Here is a 26,514-nt window from a genome sequence, read left to right on the forward strand (position 1 = left end):
CCCCAGCAAAGACTTATTGGGCCCGGCTGAGCCAGGCCTGCAGTTCAGAAAAATGATCAATCGTCAGCCTGGGCTCATATTGCTGCAAGGCATCGGCAGCCTGGGCGCCGTAGCTGACCGCCACGCTGTCCATGCCAGCATTGCGCGCCATCATCAGGTCAAACGAAGCGTCACCCACCATCAATGCCTGGCGCGGCGCGACGCCGCAATGCTCCAGGATTTGCTCCAGCATCAGAGGATGAGGCTTGCTGGCGGTTTCATCCGCCGCGCGAGTGATGTCGAAATAATCTTCGAAGCCATGTGCCTTGAGCACCCGATCCAACCCGCGACGGGCCTTGCCGGTAGCGACTGCCAAGTGATAACCCTCGGCACGAAAGGCCTCCAGCGACTGCAGGACACCGTCAAACAAAGGCGAAGGCGTGGCCTCCAGCGCAATGTAATGATCAGCGTAATGGTCGCGAAAGGTCACCAGCTCAGCGTCGCTGATCTGGGGATACAAGGTACGGATCGCCTCAGGCAAGCCCAGGCCGATAATGCCTTTTACCGCCAGGTCAGTGCACAACTCGAAGCCCGAGCGGGTCGAGGCGGCATGCATTGACTCGACGATCCGACCAATGGAATTGCACAGGGTGCCGTCCCAATCAAAGATCAGCAGCTTGTAATCAAGGTGCGACACTCAAACGCTCCACGGTCTTGGCCCACATCTCGTCGACCGGTGCCTGCAGCTTCAGTTCGCCACCATCGGGCAGCGGCACCGTCAGCATGTAGGCGTGCAGAAACAGGCGCTTGCCGCCCAGGTCGCGGATTTCCTTGGAGAAGTCCTCATCACCGTACTTGGTGTCGCCGGCGATGCAGTGGCCTGCGTGCAGCGTATGCACGCGAATCTGGTGGGTACGACCGGTCACCGGCTTGGCCTCGACCAGGGTGGCGAAGTCACCGAAGCGGCGCAGCACCTTGAACAGGGTCAGGGCTTCTTTGCCCTCCTCGTCCACTTCGACCATGCGCTCGCCGGAGCGCAGGTTGCTCTTCTGCAATGGCGCACGCACGCTCTTGATGGAACTGGCCCAGTTGCCACGGACCAACGCCATGTAGCGCTTGTCCACGCCATCGCCACGCAAAGCGGTGTGCAGGTGGCGCAACATGCTGCGTTTTTTGGCAATCATCAACAGGCCGGAGGTGTCACGGTCCAGGCGATGAACCAGCTCCAGCTCCTTGGCATCCGGACGCAACTGGCGAAAGGCTTCGATCACGCCGAATGTCAGGCCGCTGCCACCGTGAACCGCAATGCCGCAGGGCTTGTTGATCACGATCAGCTTGTTATCTTCGAACACAATCGAGGCTTCAAGGCGCTGCAACAGGCCTTGAGCCAGTGGCACAGGCTCGTCGCGCTCAGGCACGCGCACCGGCGGCACACGGACGATATCGCCCGCCTGCAGCTTGTACTCGGGCTTGATCCGGCCCTTGTTCACGCGCACTTCGCCTTTACGCAAGATGCGGTAAATCAAGGTCTTGGGCACGCCTTTGAGCCTGGCCAGGAGAAAGTTGTCGATGCGTTGGCCGGCATATTCCGGCGAGACCTCAAGCAGCTGGACGCTGGGGGTCTGGGGGGCGGTAGTCGTCATGGCGGCGATGATAACAATTTTTTATGGAATTGAAGCACTTAATCATTGCTGCTATAGTCGCGAACGCCGCCAAAAGCGGCCTGGACAGAGGACTTGCGGCAAATTGCCGGCCCTGACCATCGCAATTCATCAGGACGCGAGGCCGTCCTACGGGGCTTTCGCCACCTTGGAAGGCTCGAGATTGTAACAAGCGCAGGTGACATGAGGCCTGAAGCGAGTGCAGAAAGCAGAGTGAATACTCGCGTTCTGCGCCGATATTTACGGCCAGTTCACAAAGTGCAGTCAGTCTTGAGCCAGACCATGGCGAATGCTTCGGAAACAACGCCTGTTAAGAGCTGAGTGAGAGCGCAATCGCCCACACCTAGTCTTGTTTAGCCATGAGCGTGGACTCCCCATTGGAGAACACGGTAAATGCCAACCCGCTGCGGATTCTGCGCGCGGCAGCACCCGAATTATCAGGGATACGTGTAGGGTGGAGATGCACAACCGTCGGACCGTGTAGCACTAGGCTTATATTTAGACGCTTCATCTCGTCCACAGTCGCCGGTTGATTCCTCCTCCTGACCTTAGCTTTTGTTGAAGTGGTGCCTTTGTCACCACCGCTAACAAGCAGGACGCGTCCGTCGCGATACCGGCCCACATTGGCGGGTTTTGCTGGACACTGGAGTGGCCAACCACTCTTGACGCACCTGACACCGACCGTGAGAAGTCGTGTGTGCCGAACGCCGTTTCCGGCAGCCCGGAAACCGACGGTACAACATGAAAAGAATGCTGATTAACGCAACTCAACCCGAAGAGTTGCGTGTTGCACTGGTAGATGGCCAACGCCTCTACGACCTGGACATCGAGTCCGGTGCACGCGAGCAAAAGAAGGCCAACATCTATAAAGGCCGTATTACTCGCATCGAACCAAGCCTTGAGGCTGCCTTTGTCGATTTCGGCTCCGAGCGCCATGGCTTCCTGCCCCTCAAGGAAATCTCCCGCGAGTACTTCAAGAAAGCCCCTGAAGGCCGCGTGAACATCAAGGACGTCCTGAGCGAAGGCCAGGAAGTCATCGTTCAGGTCGAAAAAGAAGAACGTGGCAACAAGGGCGCAGCCCTGACCACGTTCATCAGCCTGGCTGGCCGTTACCTGGTCCTGATGCCGAACAACCCACGTGCCGGCGGCATTTCCCGTCGTATCGAAGGCGAAGAGCGCAACGAACTGCGTGAAGCGCTGAACGGCCTGGTAGCACCGGCCGACATGGGCCTGATCGTTCGCACTGCCGGCCTTGGCCGCAGCAGCGAAGAAATGCAGTGGGACCTCGACTACCTGCTGCAACTGTGGACCGCTATCAAAGAAGCGTCCCTGGATCGTTCCGCGCCGTTCCTGATCTACCAGGAAAGCAACGTAATCATCCGCGCCATCCGCGACTACCTGCGCCAGGACATCGGCGAAGTACTGATCGACAGCGTTGAAGCCCAGGACGAAGCCCTGACCTTCATCCGCCAGGTGATGCCGCAGTACGCCAGCAAGATCAAGCTGTACGAAGACAGCGTTCCGCTGTTCAACCGTTTCCAGATCGAAAGCCAGATCGAGACCGCCTTCCAGCGCGTGGTCGAACTGCCTTCCGGCGGCTCCATTGTTATCGACCCGACCGAAGCCCTGGTGTCCATCGACATCAACTCGGCGCGCGCGACCAAAGGTAGCGACATCGAAGAAACCGCCCTGCAGACCAACCTGGAAGCGGCTGAAGAAATCGCCCGCCAGTTGCGCCTGCGTGATATCGGCGGCCTGATCGTGATCGACTTCATCGACATGACCCCCGCCAAGAACCAGCGCGCCGTGGAAGAGAAAGTCCGCGAATGCCTGGAAGCTGACCGCGCCCGTGTGCAGGTTGGCCGTATCTCGCGCTTCGGCCTGCTGGAAATGTCCCGTCAGCGCCTGCGCCCATCCCTGGGTGAAAGCAGCGGCATCGTCTGCCCGCGCTGCAACGGCACCGGCATCATCCGTGATGTTGAATCGCTGTCCCTGGCGATCCTGCGCCTGATCGAAGAAGAAGCCCTGAAAGACCGCACCGCCGAAGTCCGCGCGCAAGTGCCGATCCCGGTTGCAGCCTTCCTGCTCAACGAAAAACGCAACTCGATCACCAAGATCGAACTGCGCACCCGCGCCCGTATCGTCATCCTGCCGAACGATCACCTCGAAACGCCGCACTTCGAAGTGCAGCGCCTGCGCGATGACAGCCCGGAAGCCCACAGCGGCCAGTCCAGCTATGAAATCGCTGCTGCCGCTGCGGAAGTCGAAGAAGTCCAGCCGGCCGCCGCAACCCGCACACTGGTTCGCCAGGAAGCTGCCGTGAAGACTGCACCGGCGCGTGCCAACGCACCGGTTCCGGCCGAAGTGGCTGCACCGGTTGCCGCCCCTGCCGCCATGCCTGAGCCAAGCCTGTTCAAAGGTCTGGTGAAGTCGCTGGTGAGCCTGTTCGCCACCAAAGAAGAGCCTGTCGCTCCGGTTGTGGTTGAAAAACCCGCCGCCGAGCGTCCGGCCCGTAACGAAGAGCGTCGCAACGGTCGCCAGCAGAGCCGTAACCGCAACGGTCGCCGTGACGAAGAGCGCAAGCCTCGTGAAGAACGTGCACCGCGTGAAGAACGCGCGCCACGTGAAGAGCGTGCACCTCGCGAAGCCCGTGAAGAAACCCCGACCGTAGCCCGCGAAGAACGTGCACCGCGTGAAGAGCGCGCACCACGTACTCCGCGCGCCCCGCGTGAAGATCGCAAGCCACGTGGCGAGCGCGAAGAACGTGTGCGTGAACTGCGCGAGCCGCTGGACGCCGCACCGGCCGTTGCTGCCGAAGCTGCCAGCGAAGAGCGTCCGGCTCGCCAGCCGCGTGAAGAACGCGCCCCACGTGAAGAGCGCCAACCGCGCCCACCGCGTGAAGAGCGTCAACCACGTGCCGAGCAAGCCGCTGCCGCCAGCGAAGAAGAAGTGCTGACTGGCGAAGAGCAGTCGCAGGAAGATGGCCAGGACAACGCCGAAGGCGATCGTCCACGCCGCCGCTCCCGTGGCCAGCGTCGTCGCAGCAACCGTCGTGAGCGTCAGCGTGATGCCAACGGCAATGTGATCGAAGGCTCGGAAGAGACCGGCGAAAACGGTGAAGCTGCAACCACAGAGCCGACGGGCGCCGAACTGGCTGCTGGCCTGGCTGTGACCGCCGCAGTGGCCAGCAGCGTAATCAGCGCACCGGCTGAAGCCCAGGCGCATGAGCAAGCTGAACGCGCTACCGCTGCTGTCGAAGAGACTGCGGCTGTAGAAGCGCCGGTTGTTGAAGCGCCAGTTGCTGAAGCCCCGGCGGTTGAAGCCCCTGTCGTCGAAGCAACCACCCCGATCGAAGCCCCAGTGGTTCCGGAAGTGGAAGTTGCGCCGGTTCGCGAAGCCCAACCCGAAGTGGAAGTGGCTGCTGTTGAGCCTGCACCCGTAGTTGAAGCTCAGCCAGTGGTTGAAGCAGCTGTTGAAGCCCCGGCTGTCGAAGAAGCTGCCCCGGCAGTGCGTGAAGTTCGCGAAGAACAGACCGCCTTCCAGTGGACGGCCGAACCCGCTGCACCGGTTGAAGCGCCAGCACCTGCCCCCGTGGTAGAAGAAGCGCCTGCACCGGTTGCCGAAGTGGTTGCCGAACCAGCCCCAGCGGTCGAGCCTGCACCCGTGGTTGAAGCGCCAGTGGTTGCCGAAGTCGCAGCGCCGGTGATTGAAGCGGCTCCCGTTAGCGCCCTGACCGAAAATGGCCGTGCGCCGAACGACCCACGTGAAGTGCGTCGTCGTCGCAAGGCAGCTGAAGCTGCCGCTGCTGCAGCCGCTGCCGCACCGGCTGCCGAAGTGGTCGAGGCGCCAGCCCCTGCCGCAGAAACAGTGGTTGAACATGCCCCACAGGCACTGGAAGCAGAGCACGAGCCTAAACCTCTCGTCTGATCGCCAGCGCTACTAAAAAGCCCCGTCAGGTAACCCTGGCGGGGCTTTTTTTTGGCTACTGCTCTAATGCACGCAAGGGTTGATCACGCGACTGAGCGACAGGCACTACTTATTCACAGGCACCAAGTCGAAACGATTGACCTGGTATTGAAAAAGCAAACAATCCGGCCCCGCTCTACACCCACTGAAGTGCTTTAGCCCCGCAGGCAGCCAGTAATAAGAGCCTGGGGGATAGTCAACTGTTTTGCCGTCGATAATTGCGTAGAACGTCCCCTGAAGCACCACTGTCGGCAGCGCTTGCGTGTGACGATGGTAAGGATTATCTCTGCCACCGGGAAACCTTACGAAGGCCTCATAAGGCCCATTGCCCAAGAGATCGCCTTTCACATTGGCATAATAAATCCCCTGGCTACCCGGAACCTCCTTCCACACAAGAGCAGAGACGGGCTCAGAAATAGGGTCGTTCGGTTCCGGGGGCGGTATATAAGCCCATGCCGCCGTAGAGAGCATGAGGGTTGCGATAGCTACTTTAATTTTTGTCATGAAGGCACTCACCGTAAATTAATTACGCCTCAGCCTAAACGGGGAAATACTGCCACTTCAGACCCTGGACAGTCAGACAATAAAAGCTTTCCGCCTCTGAACTGACGGCAGGAAGTATGACTAATAACAGAGCTTGCCAGCGGCCCGCTTCATTAGTCACCTGGAAGTCTAGAAGAGGAAAAAACAAACGCCACTGTCGATCACATCCCGTAGTGCAACAACGTGGGCACATCTACATCCCACAGGATCCCTGGGTCATCGACGGCAACTTCTCGCAGGCCCGCACTGGCAAACAGCGGCTTGGCCCCACGGTCTCCGGTCAGCGCCATCAAAGCAGGGCCGAACGAACGTCCAAACGCGACGGGATGCCCATACTGACCGCAATGCACAGGCGCGCTGATGTCAGCCTCCTCCAGCGCGGCGATCACTTGCTCAATACTGGAAGGCAAGATAAACGGCATGTCTCCCAGCACTATCAGCCACCCCTCAGCCGCAGCGCTGGCCGCGACAGCTGCCGCAATACTGTCGCCCATGCCGGATGAATGCAGCAACAACACCTCACACCCGTAGAGCTGCGCCAGGCGAATCACTTCAAGCCGCTCTGGCGTGGTCACCACCCACCGCGCTACGACACGCTCAGGCAAGGTCATCAGCACTTGCTCGATGACCGGCCGCGTCACGCCATCGCGCCCCACGCAACGGGCCAGTAACTTATCCTGATCAACGCCGGCTTCAGCACGAAAGCGGCTGCCCTGCCCCGCTGCCAGCACAATCGCCGTAACCATTACTCAGCCGCCACCGGCAGCGGTTTCTTCTGCACCGGTGCCACGCCATTTTTGATCGCGACAATTTCCGCCATCAGTGACAAGGCAATTTCGGCCGGTGTGTGGCTACCGATATGCAGACCGATCGGCCCATGCAGACGTGCAATCGCCTCCGCCGACAAACCCAGCGCGGCCAGGGTTTCCCGACGTTTCTGCGTATTAACCCGCGAACCGAGGGCGCCAATGTAGAACGCCGATGAGTTCAGCGCCGTCAGCAGCGCCATATCGTCCAATCGAGGGTCGTGAGTCAGGCAGACGATGGCCGTGCGCTCATCCGTCTGGATATTCAATACCGCCTCATCCGGCATGCCGGGCACAAAGCGGCCATGTTGTTCTTCCCAGCCGTAGACGAACTCTTCGCGCGGGTCACAGATCAGCACTTCGAAATCCAGCAAGCGCGCCATCTCGGCCACGTAACGCGACAGTTGCCCGGCACCGATCAACAACAGGCGCCAGCGTGGGCCGTAGATAGCGCGTAAGCGTTCGCCATCAAACGTCACCGTGTCGGTCTTGCTCGCCGCACCCAGGCTCACGTGGCCGGTGGCCAGGTCCAGCTCGCGGGCGACGATTTCATGCGCTTCGCAACGCTGCAGCAGCTCAGCGACCCAACGCCAGTCGTCCACCCGCTCTTCCGTCAAGCGCAACGTGCCGCCACACGGCAGGCCAAAACGCGCCGCTTCATCGCGGGTAACGCCGTAGGTCACCAACTGCACCGGCGGGCCGTCATCCACCCAGCGGCCGTCCTGCAACCGCGCGATCAAGTCATCCTCAATGCAACCGCCGGACACCGATCCGATCACCACACCATCACCGCGCAAGGCCAACATCGCCCCCGGTGGACGCGGTGCACTGCCCCAGGTCTGAACCACGCTGTACAACAGCACTCGCTGCCCGGCGCGGCGCCATTGGAGCACGCTGCGCAGGACATTCAGATCCACGCTATCCATCCAACCTCCGCCGCGTTATTGAAGAGCTATTGATTGACTGTAAAGCAAAAGATTCCAAAAGTGATCGGGTACAAACGCAAACGCCCCGAACAAGTCGGGGCGTTTGTGAGTGGCTTCGGCGTCAGTTCACGCCATCTACCTGTTACTTCACTGCAGCAGGCGCAGGACCTTCGGCCACACCCAGGTCATCTTCCGGACGGGTGTCGGAGATGCCGGTACCGCCGGATGCCAACTCGCTCTGCAGCTTGTCGGTGTCCAGTTCGTTGACCCACTTGGCCACAACGATGGTGGCAACGGCGTTACCCACCAGGTTGGTCAGTGCGCGGGCTTCGGACATGAAGCGGTCGATACCCAGGATCAGCGCCAGGCCGGCAACCGGCAGGTGACCAACGGCCGACAGCGTCGCGGCCAGCACGATGAAGCCCGAGCCGGTCACGCCTGCAGCGCCTTTGGAGGACAGCAGCAGCACCAGCAACAGGGTGATCTGGTGGGTGATGTCCATGTGGGTGTCGGTCGCCTGGGCGATGAACACGGCAGCCATGGTCAGGTAGATCGAAGTACCGTCGAGGTTGAAGGAGTAGCCCGTCGGAATCACCAGGCCTACTACGGATTTCTTCGCGCCCAGACGCTCCATCTTGATCAGCATGCGTGGCAGTGCGGATTCGGAGGAGGAAGTACCCAGTACGATCAACAGCTCTTCACGGATGTAGCGAACCAGCTTCAACACGCTGAAACCGTGCGCGCGGCAGATGGCGCCCAGCACCACCACCACAAACAGGATGCAGGTGATGTAGAAGCAGATCATCAGCTGGCCCAGTTGCACCAGGGAACCTACACCGTAGGCACCGATGGTGAACGCCATGGCGCCCAGGGCACCGATGGGGGCGAGCTTCATGATCATGTTGATGATGTTGAACATCACGTGGGCGAAGCGATCGATGAAGTCCAGCACCGGCTTGCCGTAGGCACCCAGGCGATGCAGGGCGAAACCGAAGATCACCGAGAACATCAGCACTTGCAGGATGTCGCCGTTGGCGAAGGCACCGACGATGGTGTTCGGGATCACATTGAGGATAAAGCCAACCACGCTCTGGTCTGCACCAGCGGTCACGTAGGCCGCGACTTTAGAGGCGTCCAGGGTCGCTACGTCGATGTGCATGCCGGCGCCCGGTTGCACAACGTTGACGACGACCAGGCCGATCAGCAGGGCGATGGTGGAGACCACTTCGAAGTAGAGCAGCGCGTAGCCGCCGGTTTTGCCCACCGATTTCATGCTTTGCATGCCAGCGATGCCGCTGACAACGGTGCAGAAGATGATCGGGGCAATGACCATTTTGATCAGCTTGATAAAGCCGTCACCCAGTGGCTTGAGGGCCACGCCGGTCTGCGGGTAGAAGTGACCGAGCAAAATACCGATAACGATTGCAACGATCACCTGGAAATACAGGGATTTGTAGATTGGCTGACGAGTCGTCATTGCAAAGTTCCTCAATCGCACCGTGTGGCAAAGATCCGCCATTGCCAACGACACTTGAATTGCGAACCCTCCTGCACTGGAGGGATTTGTTGTTTGCGAGGCCGGGTCTGTAGGAACAAGCCTGCGCTGTAATCCTTATCGCAAACGTCGTGCCACTTTGCTTAAAATCCCTGAAGGCCTTTAGACATCAGGGCTGGGGGTTTTCATGGCCTCGCCAGGGCCGCGCATAACGTGGCGGAAATCCGCCCACTCACCCAATCCCGTCCTACAATTTGGCGGATATCCGCCTTGTCGCCCCGCTCGGTGATGACTAACATCCGTCACTCCATGGACGAGGCCCTCACATGCGTGAACGTACCATCGCCAGCCACTACGCCCGAGCCGCCCTCGGCGGTGCGCGCCGGGCGGGTTACGACTATTCGGGTTTGTTGCTGCAGGTGGGCATCACGCCGGAGCTGCTCACCGAACCCCGCGCCCGAATCGCCCCGGAACAATTCACCCGGCTCCTGCAAATGCTCTGGCTGGCGCTGGACGACGAATACCTGGGGTTTGCCGAAGGCCCGAGTAAGCGCGGCACCTTCGCCATGATGTGCCACGCGCTGATTCATTGCCGCACCCTGGAGAAGGCTCTGGAACGCGGTTTATTATTTTATAGCCTATTCCCACAGGGTCCGCGCTGGCAGCTGACAAAAGAAGGCGAGATGGCTCGCTTGAGCCTGGACGATTCGCAACTGTGGGACCCGGACCACTTCCTCAGCGAATGCCTCCTGGTGATCTGGCATCGCCTGGGCAGTTGGTTGATCGGCCAGCGCATCCGGCTCCATCAGGCAACGTTCAGCTACTCAATGCCGACCCATGCCGGCGAATACGACCTGCTCTTCCCCTGCCCTCAGGTCTTCGGTGCGCCGCGCAGCAGCCTGGTGTTTCCCAGTCGCTACCTGAGCCTGCCGTTGCTGCAGGACGAGCGGACCCTCAAGCACTTTCTGGAGCGCTCCCCCGCCGACCTGCTGTCCCGGCCGGATGAAGGCGACAGCTTGAGCAGCCAGTTACGCCGTTTGCTCAGCCGCGACCGCAGCCCTTGGCCTGACCTTGAAGCTGTCGCGCAGCACCTGCACATCAGCGCGCAAACCCTGCGCCGGCATTTGCGTGAAGAAGGCACCAGCTTTCAGGCGCTCAAGGATGAGTTGCGCCGAGACATCGCCATCTACCATTTGGGCCGCGCAAATTTGTCTTTGCAGGCGATCGCCGAGCAGCTGGGTTTTTCCGAACCGTCAGCGTTTCATCGGGCGTTCAAGAAGTGGACGGGGCTGACGCCAGGGGCGTATCGGGCACAGGAGAGCTAGCGGGGTGTTAGCTGGGCGGGGCGGGGCTCATCGCGGACAAGCCCGGCTCCCACCTTTAATGGGTGAATACCTTCAAAATGTGGGCGCTGGCTTGCCAGCGATGAGGCTGGTACAGCCGCTGCACATCAAATACCCGGGAAGTGAATCCGGAACGCCGCGCCACCCAGCGCTGAATCGCCAAGCGTCAGGCGCGCGCCATAGCTTTCGATGATGTCCTTGACCACTGCCAGGCCGATGCCCTGCCCCGGGTGCTGGCGATCCAGCCGTTCGCCCCGTTGCAGAATCCGCGCACGCTGATCGGGCGGCACGCCTGGGCCGTCATCTTCAATGCACAGCTCGGTGCCTTCGAGGTTTTCCACCAGGCTGATGCGCACTTCGCTCAGGCACAGGCGATAAGCGTTTTCCAGCAGGTTGCCGAGCATTTCGAGCAAGGCGCCCTTCTCGATCGGCACATCGCATTCCGGCGGCAAGTCAAAAGACACGGTGACGCGTTTGTCGCGGTAAACCTTATCGAGGGTGTCACACAGGCTTTGCAACACTGGCTCAAGACGTACCTGGTGACGCACCAGGCCACTTTTGCGCAAGCTGGCGCGCTGCAATTGATAGCCGATCTGCTGGCTCATGCGTTCGATCTGCGATTGCAATACCCAGGCTTGACCACGCTCCTCCGGCCGCTGGGCCATGTCTTCACTCACCCCTTGCAGCACGGCCAGCGGGGTTTTCAGGCTGTGGGCCAGATCGTCGAGGGAATCGCGGTAACGCGCACGTTGCTCACGCTCGCTGTGCAGCAAACGGTTGAGGGAGCCGGTCAGGCGCAGCAGTTCGCGGGGGTGTTCTTCGGTCAGGCTTTCGCGGGTGCCGCCTTCGATCTGGTCAAGTTCCTGGCTCAGGCGCCGCAGGGCTTGTAAGCCCCAGGTCAGGCCCAGCCACAGCAGGGTCAGCAATACGAGCAAAGCCGCGCCAAACCCGAGGTAGAGGTTTTCCTGCAGGCCTTCAAGGGTCAATTGGTATTCGCGCACCGGTTGCAACGCCACGATACTGAACGCCGCACTCTTGCCGCCCAACAGCTTGACCTCCACGTCATACACGAAGAACTCCTGGCCACTGGCTTCGCGGATACGCGCAAACTCGTTGCCACGCCCGTCATAGCGCGGCTTGTAGTTGATGTTCTCTTCCTGGGTCGCCCGTGAGCGCCACACCAGATGGCCTTCTCGGTCGTAGATATAACCGAGCAGACGGCTGTCAGTGAGGTTGAAGCGCTCGTCCGGCAACTGCGCCGGCATCAGCAGGCGGTTGTTTTCGACCCGCGCGGCGGAAATCAGGGTGGTGACGTCCGACGCCAGGCGCTGCTCGATGGAATCCTGCAGCGCCAGGCTGAACGCGCCTTGCATGGCCGGCAACAAGCCCAGCATAAACAGCACGGCCAGGGTGGTGGCCGCGAGCATCAAGCGCACACGTAGCGAGCGAATCAACGGCAGCGCTCATTGAACAGGTAGCCCAGGCCACGCACGGTGTCGATCGGCTTGAACCCGGCCGGGCCTTCCAGCTTGCGGCGCAGGCGCCCGACCAGCACTTCGATCACGTTCGGATCACGCTCGTCGTCATCGGGGTAGAGCTGTTCCATCAAGCGGTCCTTGGCCACCACCTGCTGATGGTGACGCATCAAGTATTCGAGAATCCGATACTCGTAGGCAGTCAACGCCAGCGGTTGCTCATCCAGGGAGGCTTGCTTGCGATTCAGGTCCAGCAGCAGCGGCCCGGCGACGATGGTCGACTGGGTAAACCCGCTGGAGCGGCGCAGCAAGGCGTTCATCCGCGCTTCCAGTTCTTCGAACTGGAACGGCTTGACCACATAATCGTCGGCGCCGGCGGCCAGGCCTTCGACCTTGTCCTGCCAGTTGCCGCGCGCGGTGAGGATCAGGATCGGGAAGGTCTTCGCCTGGCTGCGCAGTTGGCGGATCAGGTCCAGGCCGCCCATGCCGGGCAGGCCCAGGTCGATAATCGCCAGGTCGTGGTTGAATTGCCCGGTCTGGTACAGGGCTTCCTCGGCATTGGCCACGGCTTCGACCACGTGACCGCTGTCAGTCAGGCGAGTGAACAGGTGATGACGCAGCAGCGCCTCATCTTCCACGACCAGCAATTTCATAAGGCTCTCCAAGGCGATTCAACTGTCCGACAGGGGAATATCATAGCGGCCCTGCAAGTCTTGCGGGCGCAGTTTAATGCCATTGTATTGGCCCGTCAGGTGTGTGTAGCCGGTGCGATAAGCGGGCTGCGGCGTGACTTGCCCCAGAAACTGCCCCCACGGCGCGGCCTGACTGCCCGCGTCGTCGAAGCTGACACGATGGATCAGGTTGCTGGATTTTTTGGTTTTTTCGCCACCAAATGCCGCAAATGCGCCGTCCGAAGCCTGGACCCCGGCTGTAGCACTGAGCATGGTTAACGCCAACATCAGCTTTTTGATCACAGTCATGGTGCTTACCTCTACGCGTTTGGCTGTTGAAGCCAGACTACGCAGGCGCCCCTGAACTCCCCCTGAACAGGCTCTGAACCTGGCCTGAACCGTTGCGGGCTATCCACTGGCGTGCCAACTCGGCAAAATACCGCACATGACGCCCTTACCCGCTTGCTGCACCCCACTCGATGCCCACTGGCCGCTGCCCGTTCCATTACCAGGCACGGTGTTCCTCAGCACGCGATTCGACCCGGCCTTATTGATCGCCGACGATTTTCAGCGCAGTGCCGTGCCGCCGCCGCCCAGCATCCAGCGCTCGGTGGCCAAGCGCCAGGCAGAATTCCTCGCCGGCCGCCTGTGCGCCCGCGCGGCATTGCAACAGCTTGATCAGCTCGATTGCGTACCGGCCATCGGCGAAGACCGCGCGCCGGTGTGGCCCGGGCATATCAGCGGCTCGATCACCCACAGCACTGGGCATGCGGCAGCGATAGTCGGGCACAAGGCACAATGGCGCGGGCTGGGCATGGACCTGGAGAATCTGCTGACACTGGAACGCGCGGAGCGCCTGGCCGGGGAAATTCTCACCACCGATGAATTGCAGCGCATGGCCGCGCTGCCGCGCGAGCAGATCGCCTTACTGGTAACGCTGACCTTTTCGGTCAAGGAAAGCCTGTTCAAGGCGCTCTACCCGATCGTGCAGAAGCGCTTTTACTTCGAGCATGCCGAGGTGCTGGAGTGGTCGGCGGCCGGGTATGTGCGGCTGCGGTTGCTGACGGATTTGTCTGCACAGTGGTGCCATGGCACGGAGTTGGAGGCGCAGTTTGTGGTGGATGGGGAGCAGTTGTTGAGCCTGGTGGCTGTCCGCGCCTGATCCAGCGTTATCGCAGGCAAGCCAGCGCCCGCAGGAGAATGCATTCCAACGGTGGGCGTGGGCTTGCCCGCGACAGCAGTGTCAGGGTTTATCCTGATCCCGCGGCCAACTCAGGCTAAAGCACGCCCCGCCCAAATTGTTGCTCTTACTGATCAACGCCCGTCCGCCGTGCCAATAGATAATCCGTCGCACAATCGACAAACCCAGGCCATGCCCGCCCGATGCACGGGTGCGGCTGTCGTCCAGACGCAGGAAAGGCGTAAAGATCCGCTCCCAGGCGCTTTCCGGCACACCGGGGCCGTCGTCTTCCACATCGATGCGACAACGCACCTGGCCCACCTGATAGCTGATCAACACCTGGCCCTGGGCATGGCGCATGGCATTGCTCACCAGGTTTTGCAGGGCCCGGTGCAAGTAGCGCGGCTCGGCGTCGACCCAGGCGTCATCCCAATGTGCCGAAGACAGGCAGATGCCCCGGGCGACGTTGACCTGCGGGCGCAGTGGCGATAATTCGCCGATCACCTGATCCAGTAACGCATTGAGGTCGACCCGCTGGAAATTCAGCGCCGGTGCGCCTTGCTCCAGGCGGGCATAGGTGAGCATTTCGTCGACCAGGCCATCCAAGTCCTGGATATCGCTGTCCATGCCTTCCAGATATTTGCGCCGCGCCTCGGGAGTGGCGGCGTCGCCGATCATCTCCAGACCAAAGCGCAGGCGTGCCACCGGGGTGCGCAGCTCGTGGGACACCGCACGCACCAACTCGCGCTGGATCGCCAGCAATTGCTGCAAGTGCTCGGCCATGCCATTAAAGGCCGCGGCCAAGCGCCCCACCGAGTCGGCACCCCGAGCCGGGACACGCACCTCAAGGTTGCCTTTGGCGATGCGGGTGGCCGCCGCTTCCAGGCCTTTAAGGCGTCGCTCAAGCTGACGCACCAATAAATAGACGATCAGGCCGATCAGGGTCAGGCTGATCAGCGCGATCAGGATCAGCCATTGCGGCGGGTAAGGGCTCATTTGATACAGCGGGCCGATTTCCAGTACCCACGGCGTACCGACCATGCCGGCAAACACGCGGATTGAATCGCCGCCCTTGCCCAACGCCATCACCGTATCGCCTTCCGCGACCCGACGGCGCTGGTCGTCGTCCATGTCGGTCGCGTCCAGGGTCATGAGGTGCATGTCAAAACCAAAACCCTTGGCTTCCTTGATATCGGCCAGTTTCTGCGGCTGCTCGGCGACCGGGAAGCGCACCAGTTCGTCCGCCAGCAGGTAAATCGTCGCGCGGGCCAGTTGTTCGCTGATCTGCTGGACTTCGCCGCTGAGTACCAGTTGCGACTGCTCACTGACCAGGCGCAGCACGCGCGCCGCGTGCGGCCCGGTCTGCTCCACCAGCACCTGGCCGCGTTGCAGGCGAGTGCGCTGGCCCAGGTCCAACTGCGCGTCGGCCAGCGGGCGCAATTCCAGGGGAATGCCCAACAAGCGTTCCCACACCGCCAGGGCACGCTGGCGCTCGATCGGGCTCATGGGCTGCAGGTTGTCGCCCATCAACGCGAAAGTGCCGTGGGCCAGGCGCTCACGGTACTGGCCGCTGCGCACTTCGTTGAGCAGGTGCAAGGCCAGCACGCCCAGTAACGCCACTAACACCAGGGCCGCGCACATGCCGCCGTAGATGCGCAGAAAGATCGAGTTCACAGCGGCATATCGGCAGCGGCTTCGGGGACGAACAGGTAGCCTTTGCTGCGGATGGTCTTGATCAGCCGTGGGTGGATCGGGTCGTCGCCGATCTTCGGACGAATGCGTGAGATACGCACGTCAATGGAGCGGTCCTGGCCGTCGTAGCCAATACCGCGCAAGGCGATAAAGATTTCTTCGCGCGACAGAATGCGCCCGGCATTGGCGACCAGCAGCCACAACAGGTCGAATTCGGCGCTGGTCAACTCGATGCCGCCCTCATGCAGCCAGGCTTCGCGCAGGGCGTTGTCCACCACCAATGGGCCGAATTGCAGGCGGCGCTGGTTTTCCACGGCAGCAGGTTCCGCGGGCTCGCTGCGCCGCAGCAAGGCCTGGATACGTGCCAGCAACAAGCGCGGGCGCACGGGCTTACACACATAGTCGTCGGCGCCCATGTCCAGGCCAAGCACCTGGTCCATGTCGTCGGTGCGCGCAGTGAGCATCAGAATCACACCGTCATAGCGCTCGCGGACGTTGCGGCAGATGCTCAGGCCATCTTCCCCCGGCAGCATCAGGTCGAGGATCACCAGATCAGGCTGTTCGGCGATGATGCGCGCCGCGGCCTGGGCGCCATCGCTCTCCACCGACACCTGCAAGCCGTTGCTCTCCAGGTATTCACGGGTCAACTCGGCCAATCGCTCGTCGTCCTCGACAATCAATATTTGCCAGGCTTCTTGCTCCACGGGTGATCCTCGTCGCGCTCTAGAGAGTGGTCATGACACGGCGATCAAATGGTGGGCTGGCTTGCCTGTTCGCCCAGTTTGATGTTCACCGGTCATAGCCTGTTTGTAATGTTGTGCGGGCATAACACTGACTGTCAGTAGGCCGATTGTAGCCACGGGCCAGCCCTCCAGCACAAGCCGGGAAATCCATTCGGTGATCGCGTTTTTTTGTGATAGGGTTCGCGCCCCCAAAATTCCAATCGGCTGTTTTTACCTTGGAATATTCAGTGACAAACGGCGCAATCCAGCCGCACTGCGGCCTACACGGGCGTTCCATGTTTCATACACATTTTACCCACAGCGTTATCCACAGGTAGTGCGTTGCTAAGACCCCCAAAACGCATTATCTTGTACCTCGGCGCTAAAAAAACCCTACATGTAGGGTTTCAAGCGAAAAACCAAACACAGATCAGACAAGAAACTCAAGTGCTTTCTTGCTCCCGTTTGGTTGAACCAACGCATTTTTTGAAAGCCCAAACCGCGCACGCGGATGGCAGCCGTTTTCCCGCCACAAGGGCGAAAAACGGTACGGGTGTTGCAGTGCTTGGAGCGAGCAACTGTCACCCAACAGGAATACGGCGCAGGGTTCTTTAATGGCCCGAGCCGAAGACTTCGGCATGGAAGCGGCGCGATGAGCTCCCTTCCTCCTGTCCCGAAGTTGTTATGCCAGGCCAAGGCCTGTTGTAAGTGCTTCAGGACGGAACGGTGGGCACCGTGATGGTGCCCAAATAAATATAGAATGTGGAGACAACCCCCCATGCAAACCGACACAACTCGCGAGAACCCGCAGGGCTCCGTGCCGCAGGCCGCTGATTCGAACCTGGATCTGTCCGCCACCGCACCTGGCCAATTGCGCGTGATCAAGCGTAACGGCACTGTCGTTCCTTACACCGATGACAAAATCACCGTCGCCATCACCAAAGCGTTTCTTGCAGTTGAAGGCGGCACCGCTGCTGCCTCGTCGCGCATCCACGACACCGTTGCCCGCCTGACCGAACAAGTCACCGCAACCTTCAAGCGTCGCATGCCCTCGGGCGGCACCATCCACATCGAAGAAATCCAGGACCAGGTTGAACTGGCCCTGATGCGTGCCGGCGAGCAGAAAGTGGCGCGCGACTACGTGATCTACCGTGACGCCCGTTCCAAGGAACGCGCCGTACGCACCCCGGCTGAAGAAGCGGCCGTGCAAGCTCACCCCTCGATCCGTATCACCCTGGCTGACGGCACGTTTGCGCCGCTGGACCTGGGCCGCCTGAACACCATCATCACCGAGGCCTGCGAAGGCCTGGAAGAAGTCGACGGTGACCTGATCCAGCGCGAAACCCTGAAAAACCTGTACGACGGCGTAGCCCTGACCGACGTCAACACAGCGCTGGTGATGACTGCCCGTACCCTGGTTGAACGTGAGCCGAACTACTCGTTCGTGACCGCGCGCCTGCTCATGGACACCCTGCGTGCCGAAGGCCTGGGCTTCCTCGGCGTCGCCGACAGCGCCACCCACCACGAAATGGCCGACCTGTACGCCAAGGCCCTGCCTGCCTACATCGCCAAGGGTATCGAATTCGAATTGCTGAACCCGATCCTGGCCACCTTCGACCTGGAAAAACTCGGCAAGGCGATCAACCACGAGCGCGACCAGCAGTTCACGTACCTGGGCCTGCAAACCCTGTACGACCGTTACTTCATCCACAAGGACGGTATCCGCTTCGAACTGCCGCAAGTGTTTTTCATGCGCGTGGCCATGGGCCTGGCGATTGAAGAGAAGCACAAAGAAGACCGTGCCATCGAGTTCTACAACCTGTTGTCGTCCTTCGACTACATGTCGTCGACGCCGACCCTGTTCAACGCCGGCACCCTGCGTCCACAGCTGTCCAGCTGCTACCTGACCACCGTGCCGGATGACCTGTCGGGCATCTACCACGCGATCCACGACAACGCCATGTTGTCCAAATTCGCTGGCGGCCTGGGCAACGACTGGACCCCGGTGCGTGCCTTGGGTTCGTACATCAAGGGCACCAACGGCAAGTCCCAGGGCGTAGTACCGTTCCTGAAAGTGGTGAACGACACCGCCGTAGCGGTCAACCAGGGCGGCAAGCGCAAAGGCGCTGTCTGTGCCTACCTGGAAACCTGGCACATGGACATTGAAGAGTTCATCGAGCTGCGCAAGAACACCGGTGATGATCGTCGTCGTACCCACGACATGAACACCGCCAACTGGATCCCGGACCTGTTCATGAAGCGCGTCTTCGATGACGGCCCGTGGACCCTGTTCTCGCCATCCGAAGTACCGGACCTGCACGACCTGACCGGCAAGGCCTTCGAAGAGCGTTACGAGTACTACGAAGCCCTGTCCCAGTACCCGGGCAAGATCAAGCTGTTCAAGACCATCCAGGCCAAAGACCTGTGGCGCAAAATGCTCTCCATGCTGTTTGAAACCGGCCACCCATGGCTGACCTTCAAAGACCCGTGCAACCTGCGCAGCCCGCAGCAGCACGTGGGCGTGGTTCATAGCTCGAACCTGTGCACCGAGATCACCTTGAACACCAACAAGGACGAGATCGCCGTTTGCAACCTGGGCTCGATCAACCTGCCGAACCACATCACCAACGGCAAGCTGGACACCGCCAAGCTGGAACGCACCGTGAACACTGCCGTTCGCATGCTCGATAACGTTATCGACATCAACTACTACTCGGTGCCACAAGCGAAGAACTCCAACTTCAAGCACCGTCCGGTCGGCCTGGGCATCATGGGCTTCCAGGACGCGCTGTACCTGCAGCACATTCCTTACGGTTCCATTGCAGCCGTCGAGTTTGCCGACAAGTCGATGGAAGCGGTCAGCTACTACGCGATCCAGGCTTCCTGCGACCTGGCCGATGAGCGTGGTGCCTACGAGACGTTCCAGGGCTCGCTGTGGTCCAAAGGCATCCTGCCGCTGGATTCGCAACAGATCCTGATCGAGCAACGTGGCCAGAAGTACATCGACGTTGACCTGAACGAATCCCTGGACTGGGCACCGGTACGTGCCCGTGTGCAGAAAGGTATTCGTAACTCCAACATCATGGCCATCGCGCCGACCGCCACCATCGCCAACATCACTGGCGTGTCGCAGTCGATCGAACCGACCTACCAGAACCTGTATGTGAAATCGAACCTGTCGGGCGAATTCACCGTGATCAACCCGTACCTGGTTCGCGACCTTAAAGCCCGCGGCCTGTGGGACTCGGTCATGATCAACGACCTGAAGTACTACGACGGTTCCGTGCAGCAGATCGAACGCATCCCGCAAGAACTCAAAGAGCTCTACGCGACCGCTTTCGAAGTGGACACCAAGTGGATCGTTGACGCCGCCAGCCGCCGTCAGAAGTGGATCGACCAGGCTCAGTCGCTGAACCTGTACATCGCCGGCGCATCGGGCAAGAAGCTCGACGTGACCTACCGCATGGCGTGGTACCGTGGCCTGAAAACCACTTACTACCTCCGTGCCCTGGCCGCGACCAGCACCGAGAAGTCGACCATCAACACCGGCAAGCTGAACGCTGTTTCCAGCGGCAACCACGGTGATGATTCGGTTCTGGCTGCTCCAGCCGGTCCTGCGCCAGTACCAAAGGCTTGCGCGATTGACGAGCCGGATTGCGAAGCTTGCCAATAAGCTGAGTGCGTCCTGGGCTTGAACGCCCAGGATTTATAAACCGACAAACCCTGCAAAGGGCTTGTCGGTTTTTTTATGGCTGGCGTTTATGCGCGTCCATGTCAGTTATACGAACGTATATGCACCATCGTCCGGTTTAGGACTACCTCCTCGCCCTCCGTTCAGTTCGACTTGACCGCCAATCACTGCCATCGCATGCCCACTAAAAGCAACGACGCCCAACTTGCCACTCGCCAGTTCATCGCTCGAAGATCTTCGGTATAGACCTCGCAAACCAAGACGGTCCAACCCTTCCTGAAGAACCTCACCATCATTCAGGCTCTTTAACGCAGCAGCATAACTTTGCCCGGCATAATCGTCGTTATCTTCCTTCTGTGCCCGCTTTGCGCTAACGGCATACATAAAGTTGGCATTGGTCATTACCTCCGGATTATCACCTTGGAAACGAGCCTGCTCCGCCGCTTGCTTCAACTCGCTTTGGGATATATGGACCTGGTACCCATCTCGCATTTGAACGTCGAAGCCGTCACCCGCCTGCTTTACATCTTTAAACACGTCGGTAGGCTTCTGGCCAAACTGCATCATCGAAGCTTTAATCGCTGCAATCGTGGTGCAGTTTCCAGTGCCTGGGCTCTGGCTAAAACTACTCCAGATATTGCCACTCTCCGTTCCCACGCCAGGCTTTTTCCCGGGATTGCTCTTGTCTGGTTTGTAATGATGAAATTGAGCACCCTGGGTAAACGGCAGATTGCTCATGCTTTCCCTGGGGCCAATATTCGCCGAATTTGATCCGCCACCGCCGCCTCCCCCACCACCGCCGCCTTTGCCTGGTGATGGCTGCGGCGAAGGAGACGGTGACGGTGACGGCTCATCCGGGAAAAAATCCGGAAACAGCTTCTTCAACAACGCGAGCAAATCGCTGGAGGCGTCCTTCTTCAACGCCTCAAGGATCTCCTTGAACTTCTCCTCACCCAACTCCTTGCGCTTTTCATTGAGCTTGTCGCGCAGGTCCTGGGCAGTTTGGTTTTTATTGCCCTTTTCGGCCTCATCCAGCTGTTTGAGCATCTGGGCGACGGCTTTTTTATCGACCTCTACGTCATCCTTTTTTTCCTCTGCACGGCTTACGCCCCACAGATTTTGCCCCGCACCGCCCACGTCATAACGCACACCTCCAGCCCCATGGCCAGACACCGACAGATCCCACATATCCAACCCCCGTAAGAACCCATACCTTTAATCCCGATAAGTGGAAAAAGCGGCGTGGTCGGTTCCAACAAAAGCCTGTCAGTTGGCAATCTCGCGCAAAGTCGGAATTGTTTCCGGTCAAATAACACGCAAAAAAAAGCCCCTCGCAGGAGGGGCTCTTGTTCGCAGCCGCATCAGGTCATCTGAATGATGGTCTGCATGATGGTGCTCTGGGTGGAGATCGTCTTGGCGTTCGCCTGGTAGTTGCTCTGGGCCTTGATCAGGTCCACCAGCTCGTTGGTCAGGTTGACGTTGGAGTTCTCCAGGGATTTGGACACGATCGAACCCAGCGTACCGGATTGCGGGGTGTCGTAACCCGGCTGGCCCGATGCGAAGGTTTCTTTCCAGGCCGTGCCGCCCGCCGGCTGCAGGCCCTGCTCGTTGTTAAAGCTGGCCAGGGAAAGCTGGCCGATGGCCTTGCTCTGCTGGTTGCTGAAGGTGGCGAACATCACGCCGTTACCGTCAATGCTCAGGCCGGTGATCTGGCCGGTGGCGTAGCCATCGGTGACCGGCGGGTTGCGGTAAGTGGCCGAGTTGTACTGGGTAATATTGGCCATGTTAATGGCAATCCCGCCAGGGTTGGCGTTCGCACCGTTTTTGGTCCACACACCGTTGGTCACGGTGCCCGGCACCCAACCGGTCAGCTGCAAGGTAGTGCTGGAGGTTGTACCGGTGATAATCCCGGTGAGTTTGCCGGAACCGTCGAAGCTCAATGTCGAGGCGACCGGAGGCGTCGAACCCGTGCCGGTAGGTGCCGAACCGTCAGGGTTACGGCCATCGATCAGGGTGTAGGACTTCCAGGTGTTGGAATCCGTTTTCACCACGTATTGCACCATTGGGTGGGCGTTACCCTGGGTGTCATACAACGTGGTGTTGTATTGGGTGCTGAAGGTGGTGGAATCGGTCGGATCGAACGGCTTGAGCGTTTGGTCGATCACCGGCGACGAGGAGTTCAGGTTACTGGTGGAATCCACCTTGCTGGAAGCCTTCGGCGGCAGGTTCGACAGGTTCAATTGCAGGTCGGTCAGTGCACCTTTGACGATGTTGCCATCGGCGTCCGCCGCGTAGCCTTGCAGGCGCGAGGTGCCGGTATTGTTGGTGATATAGCCGTCTTTATCCGAGTGGAACGAACCGTTGCGCGTGTATTCCAGCGAGCCGTCGCTGCCTTTCTGCACAAAGAACCCGCCACCCTGGATCGCCATGTCCAGCAGACCGCCGGTGTTGTTGACGTCGCCCTGGGTGAATTGCTGTGACACTGCCGCCAGGTTCACACCGCTGCCGACACTGTTCTGGCCGGTGCCGAGCTTGGACGCCGCGTAAATGTCCGAAAACTCCGCGCGGGACGATTTGAAACCGGTGGTCGCAACGTTGGCAATGTTGTTGCCAGTGACGTCCAGTTGTTTGTTGGCCGCATAGAGACCGCTAAGGCCGATATTAAAAGACATGTTTCTCTCCCTCTGCCGTATTGAGCCGGCTCTATGTACCGATAGTCTGAATTTGCGACAGCTTGACGCTGCCCATGCCGCCAGCCAGGTTCAGCAGCATTTCGCCGCCGGTCTTGCTCAACGTCACGCTGGTCACCGTTGCCGGCAGCGACGTCAGCAGAGCAACCGAGTCGCCCTTGTCATTCTTGGTGCTGGCCGCGAAGGTGTAAGTCCCGGCTGGCGCGACCTCACCTTTGTCGTTCTTGCCGTCCCAGATAAAACTGGAATCGCCGGCGCTCTGGGTGCCCATATCGATGGTGCGCACCACATTACCGTCCTTGTCGGTGACCTTGACGGAGACATTGCCCGTCGCCGACGTTACCGCCACCGAACCGGTCATGCTCTTGCTGGTATCAACCATCGCCTTATCGGTCTGGGTGATGATCGAACGCCCAACCAGCGACGACGCCTGCAGCGCCTGCGAGGAGCTGAAGTTGCTGGAGATCGAATTCACCGAGTCGTTCAGCGTGTTGATGCCTTCCAGGCTACTGAACTGCGCCAACTGCGCCACGAACGCGCCGTTGTCCTGAGGCGACAGTGGGTTCTGGTTTTTCAGTTGGGTCACCAGCAGCTGCAGGAACGCATCTTTGCCCAGCGCCTGGTTACCCGTGGCCGCCTTGGCAGCCGAGTTGAGGCCGCTGTTGTCCGTCGCGGTCTTGACCTTGGTGTTGAACAGGTCCTGAACCGCCGTGTTGGGTGTAGAAGTGGTATCAACGATGGCCATTATTTGGCGCCCCTTATCACTGACCCAGGGTCAGGACCTTCTGCATCATGGTTTTGGCGGTGTTCATCATTTCCGCGTTGGTCTGGAACGAGCGGCTGGCGGAAATCATGTCGGCCATTTCCTCGACCACGTTGACGTTGGGGTAGTACACGTAACCCTTTTCGTTCGCGGCGGGGTGGTTAGGCTCGTAACGGGCCTCCAGGTTGCTCTGGTCTTCGACCACACCGAGTACCTGCACGCCTTGGCCTGCGGCATCCTGATTCTGGAACAGCGAATCGCCGCTACCGCTCTGGCCGGCCTGGCCGCCCTGGAACATGGTGGCGAACACCGGGTGACGGGCGCGGTAAGTCTGGTCAATGCTCGAAGACACGGTCTCGGCGTTGGCGATGTTACTGGCGACGGTGTTCAAACGCGTGGTCTGCGCGCTCATGCCACTGCCGGCAATATTGAAAACACTGGCTAGGGACATGGCTTATTCTCCACGCAGGGCTGACATCAGCCCTTTGAATTTGCTGTTGAGCAGGGTGAAGCTGGCCTGGAAGTTCACCGAGTTCTCGGCGTAGGCCGATTGCTCAAGTTGGGCATCCACGGTGTTCTGATCGATCGATGGTTGCATCGGCGTGCGATACAGCAGCGACTCGTCACCACTGCCCAGGCCTTGCGCTTCAATATGACGGCTGTTGGTCATGTTCAAGGCAAAGGTGCCGTTCTTGGTCTTGTCCTGCTGCGCCGCGAGCACAGCGGAGAAGTCCAGGTCCCGAGCCTTGTAGTTCGGGGTATCGGCGTTGGCAATGTTGTTGGCCAGGACTTCAGCACGCTGGGCGCGGAAGCCCAGGGCTTGTTCGTGGATACCGAGCGCTTTATCGAAGCTGATGCTCATGGCGGAAACCTTTAGGCTGACCTGCTTTTCGTATCTGGGTTATAGCAAGGCGCATGCCAATTCGTTCAAGGCCCGTAATTCAAGGGTTTGCGAGGGGAATGCCGGCGGCAATGCCAGAAAAGCGGCAACGAACTTCCGCGTGGCGCCAGGAAAGCGGCAACCGCGGTTGCCGCTTTTACACATTGGCGGCAATGGTGCAGAGGAGGACATCGAGGGTACCGGCAGGCCTGACCGTTGGTCCGCACTGTCATTTCTGACAGTTGCGGAGCCTGCCGCCCCGGATGCTTGATTGCGCGGACACCCTTTCCTGAATAGCGCAGAGGCTCTACATGCTGACCATCCCGACCCTCGGCTTCAAGTTACAAGACACAGCCCAGCCGATCCCGAACCTGAACACCAACCTGCTGGTGGGTAACTACGCAGAATTGACCTCCGCTATTCCCGTGCTGCGAGCCGATTTCATCAATGTAAACATGAGCAGCAGCATCACCGGCGGCGTGTACAACCAAAGCTTTGAGGTAGGGGCAGATGCGCCCTCTCTCAACATTTCGATACCCCGGGTGTTTGTTGAAGCCAACATAGGCAACTACGTACAACTACTGTTGCGCATCAGCCGTAACAGGGTCATTTCTTCCGCGCCGACCGCGACGGTGAGCATTAATAAAGGCCCCGTCGTCGTCCCCCCCACCCCAACCACCGTATGGGATTTCAGCGATGGCACTTTCCAAGGCTGGGTACCTCAGGGGCCTTACGTCGGCGGTTTGCTGCGTATTAGCAATGGCAGCGTGGTGGCCGACATCCCCAACAGCCAAGCAACCAGTGCCCACATCATTTCCCGCGCAGTGCCGGTGATTGCAGGGCGCACGTACGATTGCAGCTTCGAGGTCATTGGCGGTATGGCCACCAGTGACGGCTCGACCCTGTACATGACGATAAATGGCAGCCGGATCGGCACCGACGTACAGAACATTACCAGCGCACAGCGGCAAACCGGGACAGGGACATTCACGGCGCCCCTGACGGGCGACGTCCGTCTAGGCATTTTCAATGCGAAGGTACCCAACGGGATTCATCGTCTTTCCCTGGGCAATATCCGAATGACCGCCAGGCCCTGAGTCAGTCCGAGCCGTCGGCACCCCTACTTTGAGCCCATGAAAAACGGGAGGCCCTTGCGGGCCTCCCGTTTGTTTTGACTCACCCCCCCCATCACTTCGCCTGGTAAATGATGCCGGGGCTGCACTGCACCATCTGGTAATGATCCGGCAGGCCGTTCAACGCCTCGGACGCCCCGAGGAACAGGTAACCGCCGCGCTTGAGCGTGCCGTGAATGCGCAACAGGATGTCCTTCTTCACTTCCGCCGAAAAGTAGATCAGCACGTTGCGGCAGAACACCATGTCGAACTTGCCCAGGCTGGCGTAGCTGTCGAGCAAGTTGAACGAACGAAACTCCACCCGGCTCTTGATGGGCGCCTTGACGGCCCAACGCCCCGCGCCTTTGGAGTCGAAGTAACGCTGCAGGCGTTCCTGGGACAAACCACGGCCCAGGGCCAGGCTGTCGTACTCACCCGTTTTGCAATTGGTGAGCATCGTGCCGGACAGATCGGTGGCGACAATTTGCGCGCCGGCCTTCAGTTGCCCCATGTTGGTCCGCTCGAACTCGTCGATGGACATCGAAATCGAATACGGTTCCTGCCCCGAAGAGCAGGCAGCCGACCAGATTCGCAGCCGCTGGCCCGGGCTGGCCTTGATGGCCTCCGGCAGCACCTTGCTCTTGAGCACTTCGAAAGGGTAGGTGTCGCGAAACCATAAGGTTTCATTGGTGGTCATCGCATCGACCACCATTTCTTTGAGCCCGCTGCGTGGCTGCCCCTGAATACGCTGAACCAACTCACCCAGGGACTTGATGCCCTGCTGTTCCATCAGCTTGTTGAGACGGCTGGATACCAGGTATTGCTTGTTTTCACCAAGCAATATGCCACAGGCTTTTTCCAGGAAGACCCGGAACTGTTCGAAATCCAAATTACCCGTAGACAATGATACCGCCTCTTA

At 59.9% G+C, this 26,514-nt stretch carries 22 protein-coding genes; 5 read left to right on the forward strand and 17 right to left on the reverse strand.

The window, feature by feature from the left end; translation table 11 throughout:
• Nucleotides 1-13: 13 nt before the first annotated feature.
• Both CPH89_RS02835 and rluC read right to left on the reverse strand, forming a co-directional pair.
• Nucleotides 14-676, reverse strand: a complete 663-nt coding sequence (locus tag CPH89_RS02835; protein ID WP_053257566.1) for an HAD-IA family hydrolase — start codon at nt 674-676, stop codon at nt 14-16.
• The gene (rluC, locus tag CPH89_RS02840) at nt 663-1,622 is read right to left on the reverse strand and encodes a 23S rRNA pseudouridine(955/2504/2580) synthase RluC (protein ID WP_032886795.1); all 960 of its coding nucleotides are present in this window, start codon (nt 1,620-1,622) and stop codon (nt 663-665) included. Before rluC ends, CPH89_RS02835 begins: the two co-directional genes overlap by 14 nt.
• Before the next feature lie 759 nt (nt 1,623-2,381).
• Between rluC and rne the strand changes: the two genes are divergently transcribed.
• Nucleotides 2,382-5,567 carry a ribonuclease E gene (gene rne / locus CPH89_RS02845; RefSeq protein WP_053257567.1) on the forward strand — a complete coding sequence of 1,062 codons (3,186 nt, stop codon included), beginning with the start codon at nt 2,382-2,384 and terminating at the stop codon, nt 5,565-5,567.
• A gap of 105 nt (nt 5,568-5,672) precedes the next feature.
• On the opposite strand, the gene CPH89_RS02850 is transcribed toward rne, so the two are convergent.
• The 4 genes from CPH89_RS02850 to CPH89_RS02865 all read right to left on the reverse strand — a co-directional run bounded on the left by CPH89_RS02850 (nt 5,673) and on the right by CPH89_RS02865 (nt 9,358).
• Nucleotides 5,673-6,110, reverse strand: a complete 438-nt coding sequence (locus CPH89_RS02850; protein ID WP_053257568.1) for a cupin domain-containing protein — start codon at nt 6,108-6,110, stop codon at nt 5,673-5,675.
• Nucleotides 6,111-6,310: 200 nt separating this feature from the next.
• Nucleotides 6,311-6,895 (reverse strand): nucleotidyltransferase family protein, encoded by a 585-nt coding sequence (locus CPH89_RS02855; protein ID WP_053257569.1) that lies wholly within the window; start codon nt 6,893-6,895, stop codon nt 6,311-6,313.
• A complete protein-coding gene (locus CPH89_RS02860) occupies nt 6,895-7,881 on the reverse strand; it encodes an XdhC family protein (protein WP_053257570.1) in 987 nt (328 codons plus the stop codon). The genes CPH89_RS02855 and CPH89_RS02860 overlap by 1 nt, the downstream gene beginning before the upstream one ends.
• Nucleotides 7,882-8,023: 142 nt before the next feature.
• A complete protein-coding gene (locus CPH89_RS02865) occupies nt 8,024-9,358 on the reverse strand; it encodes a dicarboxylate/amino acid:cation symporter (RefSeq protein WP_053257571.1) in 1,335 nt (444 codons plus the stop codon).
• Nucleotides 9,359-9,702: 344 nt separating this feature from the next.
• On the opposite strand from CPH89_RS02865, the gene CPH89_RS02870 reads away from it, so the two are divergent.
• Entirely contained in the window at nt 9,703-10,701 is a 999-nt protein-coding gene (locus tag CPH89_RS02870; protein WP_053257572.1) for an AraC family transcriptional regulator, read from the forward strand.
• Between the two features lie 125 nt (nt 10,702-10,826).
• On the opposite strand, the gene CPH89_RS02875 is transcribed toward CPH89_RS02870, so the two are convergent.
• The 3 genes from CPH89_RS02875 to CPH89_RS02885 are packed head-to-tail and all read right to left on the reverse strand — an operon-like array spanning nt 10,827 to nt 13,174.
• Nucleotides 10,827-12,173, reverse strand: a complete 1,347-nt coding sequence (locus CPH89_RS02875) for an ATP-binding protein (protein WP_053257573.1) — start codon at nt 12,171-12,173, stop codon at nt 10,827-10,829.
• On the reverse strand, nt 12,170-12,847 hold the full coding sequence (locus CPH89_RS02880) for a response regulator (protein ID WP_017138377.1): 678 nt from the start codon (nt 12,845-12,847) through the stop codon (nt 12,170-12,172). Before CPH89_RS02880 ends, CPH89_RS02875 begins: the two co-directional genes overlap by 4 nt.
• An 18-nt stretch (nt 12,848-12,865) precedes the next feature.
• Nucleotides 12,866-13,174 (reverse strand): hypothetical protein, encoded by a 309-nt coding sequence (locus tag CPH89_RS02885; protein ID WP_053257574.1) that lies wholly within the window; start codon nt 13,172-13,174, stop codon nt 12,866-12,868.
• A gap of 136 nt (nt 13,175-13,310) precedes the next feature.
• Between CPH89_RS02885 and CPH89_RS02890 the strand changes: the two genes are divergently transcribed.
• Complete coding sequence (locus CPH89_RS02890; protein WP_053257575.1) at nt 13,311-14,027, forward strand: 4'-phosphopantetheinyl transferase family protein; 717 nt, start codon at nt 13,311-13,313, stop codon at nt 14,025-14,027.
• Between the two features lie 81 nt (nt 14,028-14,108).
• On the opposite strand, the gene CPH89_RS02895 is transcribed toward CPH89_RS02890, so the two are convergent.
• Nucleotides 14,109-15,719 carry an ATP-binding protein gene (locus CPH89_RS02895; protein ID WP_053257576.1) on the reverse strand — a complete coding sequence of 537 codons (1,611 nt, stop codon included), beginning with the start codon at nt 15,717-15,719 and terminating at the stop codon, nt 14,109-14,111.
• Nucleotides 15,716-16,441 (reverse strand): response regulator, encoded by a 726-nt coding sequence (locus tag CPH89_RS02900; RefSeq protein WP_053257577.1) that lies wholly within the window; start codon nt 16,439-16,441, stop codon nt 15,716-15,718. The genes CPH89_RS02895 and CPH89_RS02900 overlap by 4 nt, the downstream gene beginning before the upstream one ends.
• 796 nt (nt 16,442-17,237) lie before the next feature.
• Here CPH89_RS02900 and CPH89_RS02905 point away from each other — a divergent pair.
• On the forward strand, nt 17,238-20,132 hold the full coding sequence (locus CPH89_RS02905; RefSeq protein ID WP_053257578.1) for a ribonucleoside-diphosphate reductase subunit alpha: 2,895 nt from the start codon (nt 17,238-17,240) through the stop codon (nt 20,130-20,132).
• A 105-nt stretch (nt 20,133-20,237) separates the two neighbouring features.
• On the opposite strand, the gene CPH89_RS02910 is transcribed toward CPH89_RS02905, so the two are convergent.
• From CPH89_RS02910 to flgB, 5 genes are all read right to left on the reverse strand, one after another.
• The gene (locus CPH89_RS02910; protein ID WP_053257579.1) at nt 20,238-21,338 is read right to left on the reverse strand and encodes a GAS domain-containing protein; all 1,101 of its coding nucleotides are present in this window, start codon (nt 21,336-21,338) and stop codon (nt 20,238-20,240) included.
• A 173-nt stretch (nt 21,339-21,511) separates the two neighbouring features.
• Entirely contained in the window at nt 21,512-22,822 is a 1,311-nt protein-coding gene (gene flgE / locus CPH89_RS02915) for a flagellar hook protein FlgE (RefSeq protein WP_053257580.1), read from the reverse strand.
• Between the two features lie 31 nt (nt 22,823-22,853).
• Nucleotides 22,854-23,585 carry a flagellar hook assembly protein FlgD gene (flgD, locus tag CPH89_RS02920; protein WP_053257581.1) on the reverse strand — a complete coding sequence of 244 codons (732 nt, stop codon included), beginning with the start codon at nt 23,583-23,585 and terminating at the stop codon, nt 22,854-22,856.
• A gap of 16 nt (nt 23,586-23,601) precedes the next feature.
• The gene (flgC, locus tag CPH89_RS02925; protein ID WP_017138385.1) at nt 23,602-24,054 is read right to left on the reverse strand and encodes a flagellar basal body rod protein FlgC; all 453 of its coding nucleotides are present in this window, start codon (nt 24,052-24,054) and stop codon (nt 23,602-23,604) included.
• Between the two features lie 3 nt (nt 24,055-24,057).
• Entirely contained in the window at nt 24,058-24,465 is a 408-nt protein-coding gene (gene flgB / locus CPH89_RS02930) for a flagellar basal body rod protein FlgB (RefSeq protein WP_053257582.1), read from the reverse strand.
• Nucleotides 24,466-24,794: 329 nt separating this feature from the next.
• Here flgB and CPH89_RS02935 point away from each other — a divergent pair, with 329 nt between their 5' ends.
• Nucleotides 24,795-25,580 carry a carbohydrate binding domain-containing protein gene (locus CPH89_RS02935; RefSeq protein WP_053257583.1) on the forward strand — a complete coding sequence of 262 codons (786 nt, stop codon included), beginning with the start codon at nt 24,795-24,797 and terminating at the stop codon, nt 25,578-25,580.
• 91 nt (nt 25,581-25,671) lie between these two features.
• On the opposite strand, the gene cheR is transcribed toward CPH89_RS02935, so the two are convergent.
• Nucleotides 25,672-26,499: a protein-glutamate O-methyltransferase CheR gene (cheR, locus tag CPH89_RS02940; protein ID WP_053257584.1), complete on the reverse strand. Its 828-nt coding sequence runs from the start codon at nt 26,497-26,499 to the stop codon at nt 25,672-25,674.
• Between the last annotated feature and the right edge of the window lie 15 nt (nt 26,500-26,514).

The organism is Pseudomonas fluorescens (assembly GCF_900215245.1).
Taxonomy (GTDB): domain Bacteria; phylum Pseudomonadota; class Gammaproteobacteria; order Pseudomonadales; family Pseudomonadaceae; genus Aquipseudomonas; species Aquipseudomonas fluorescens.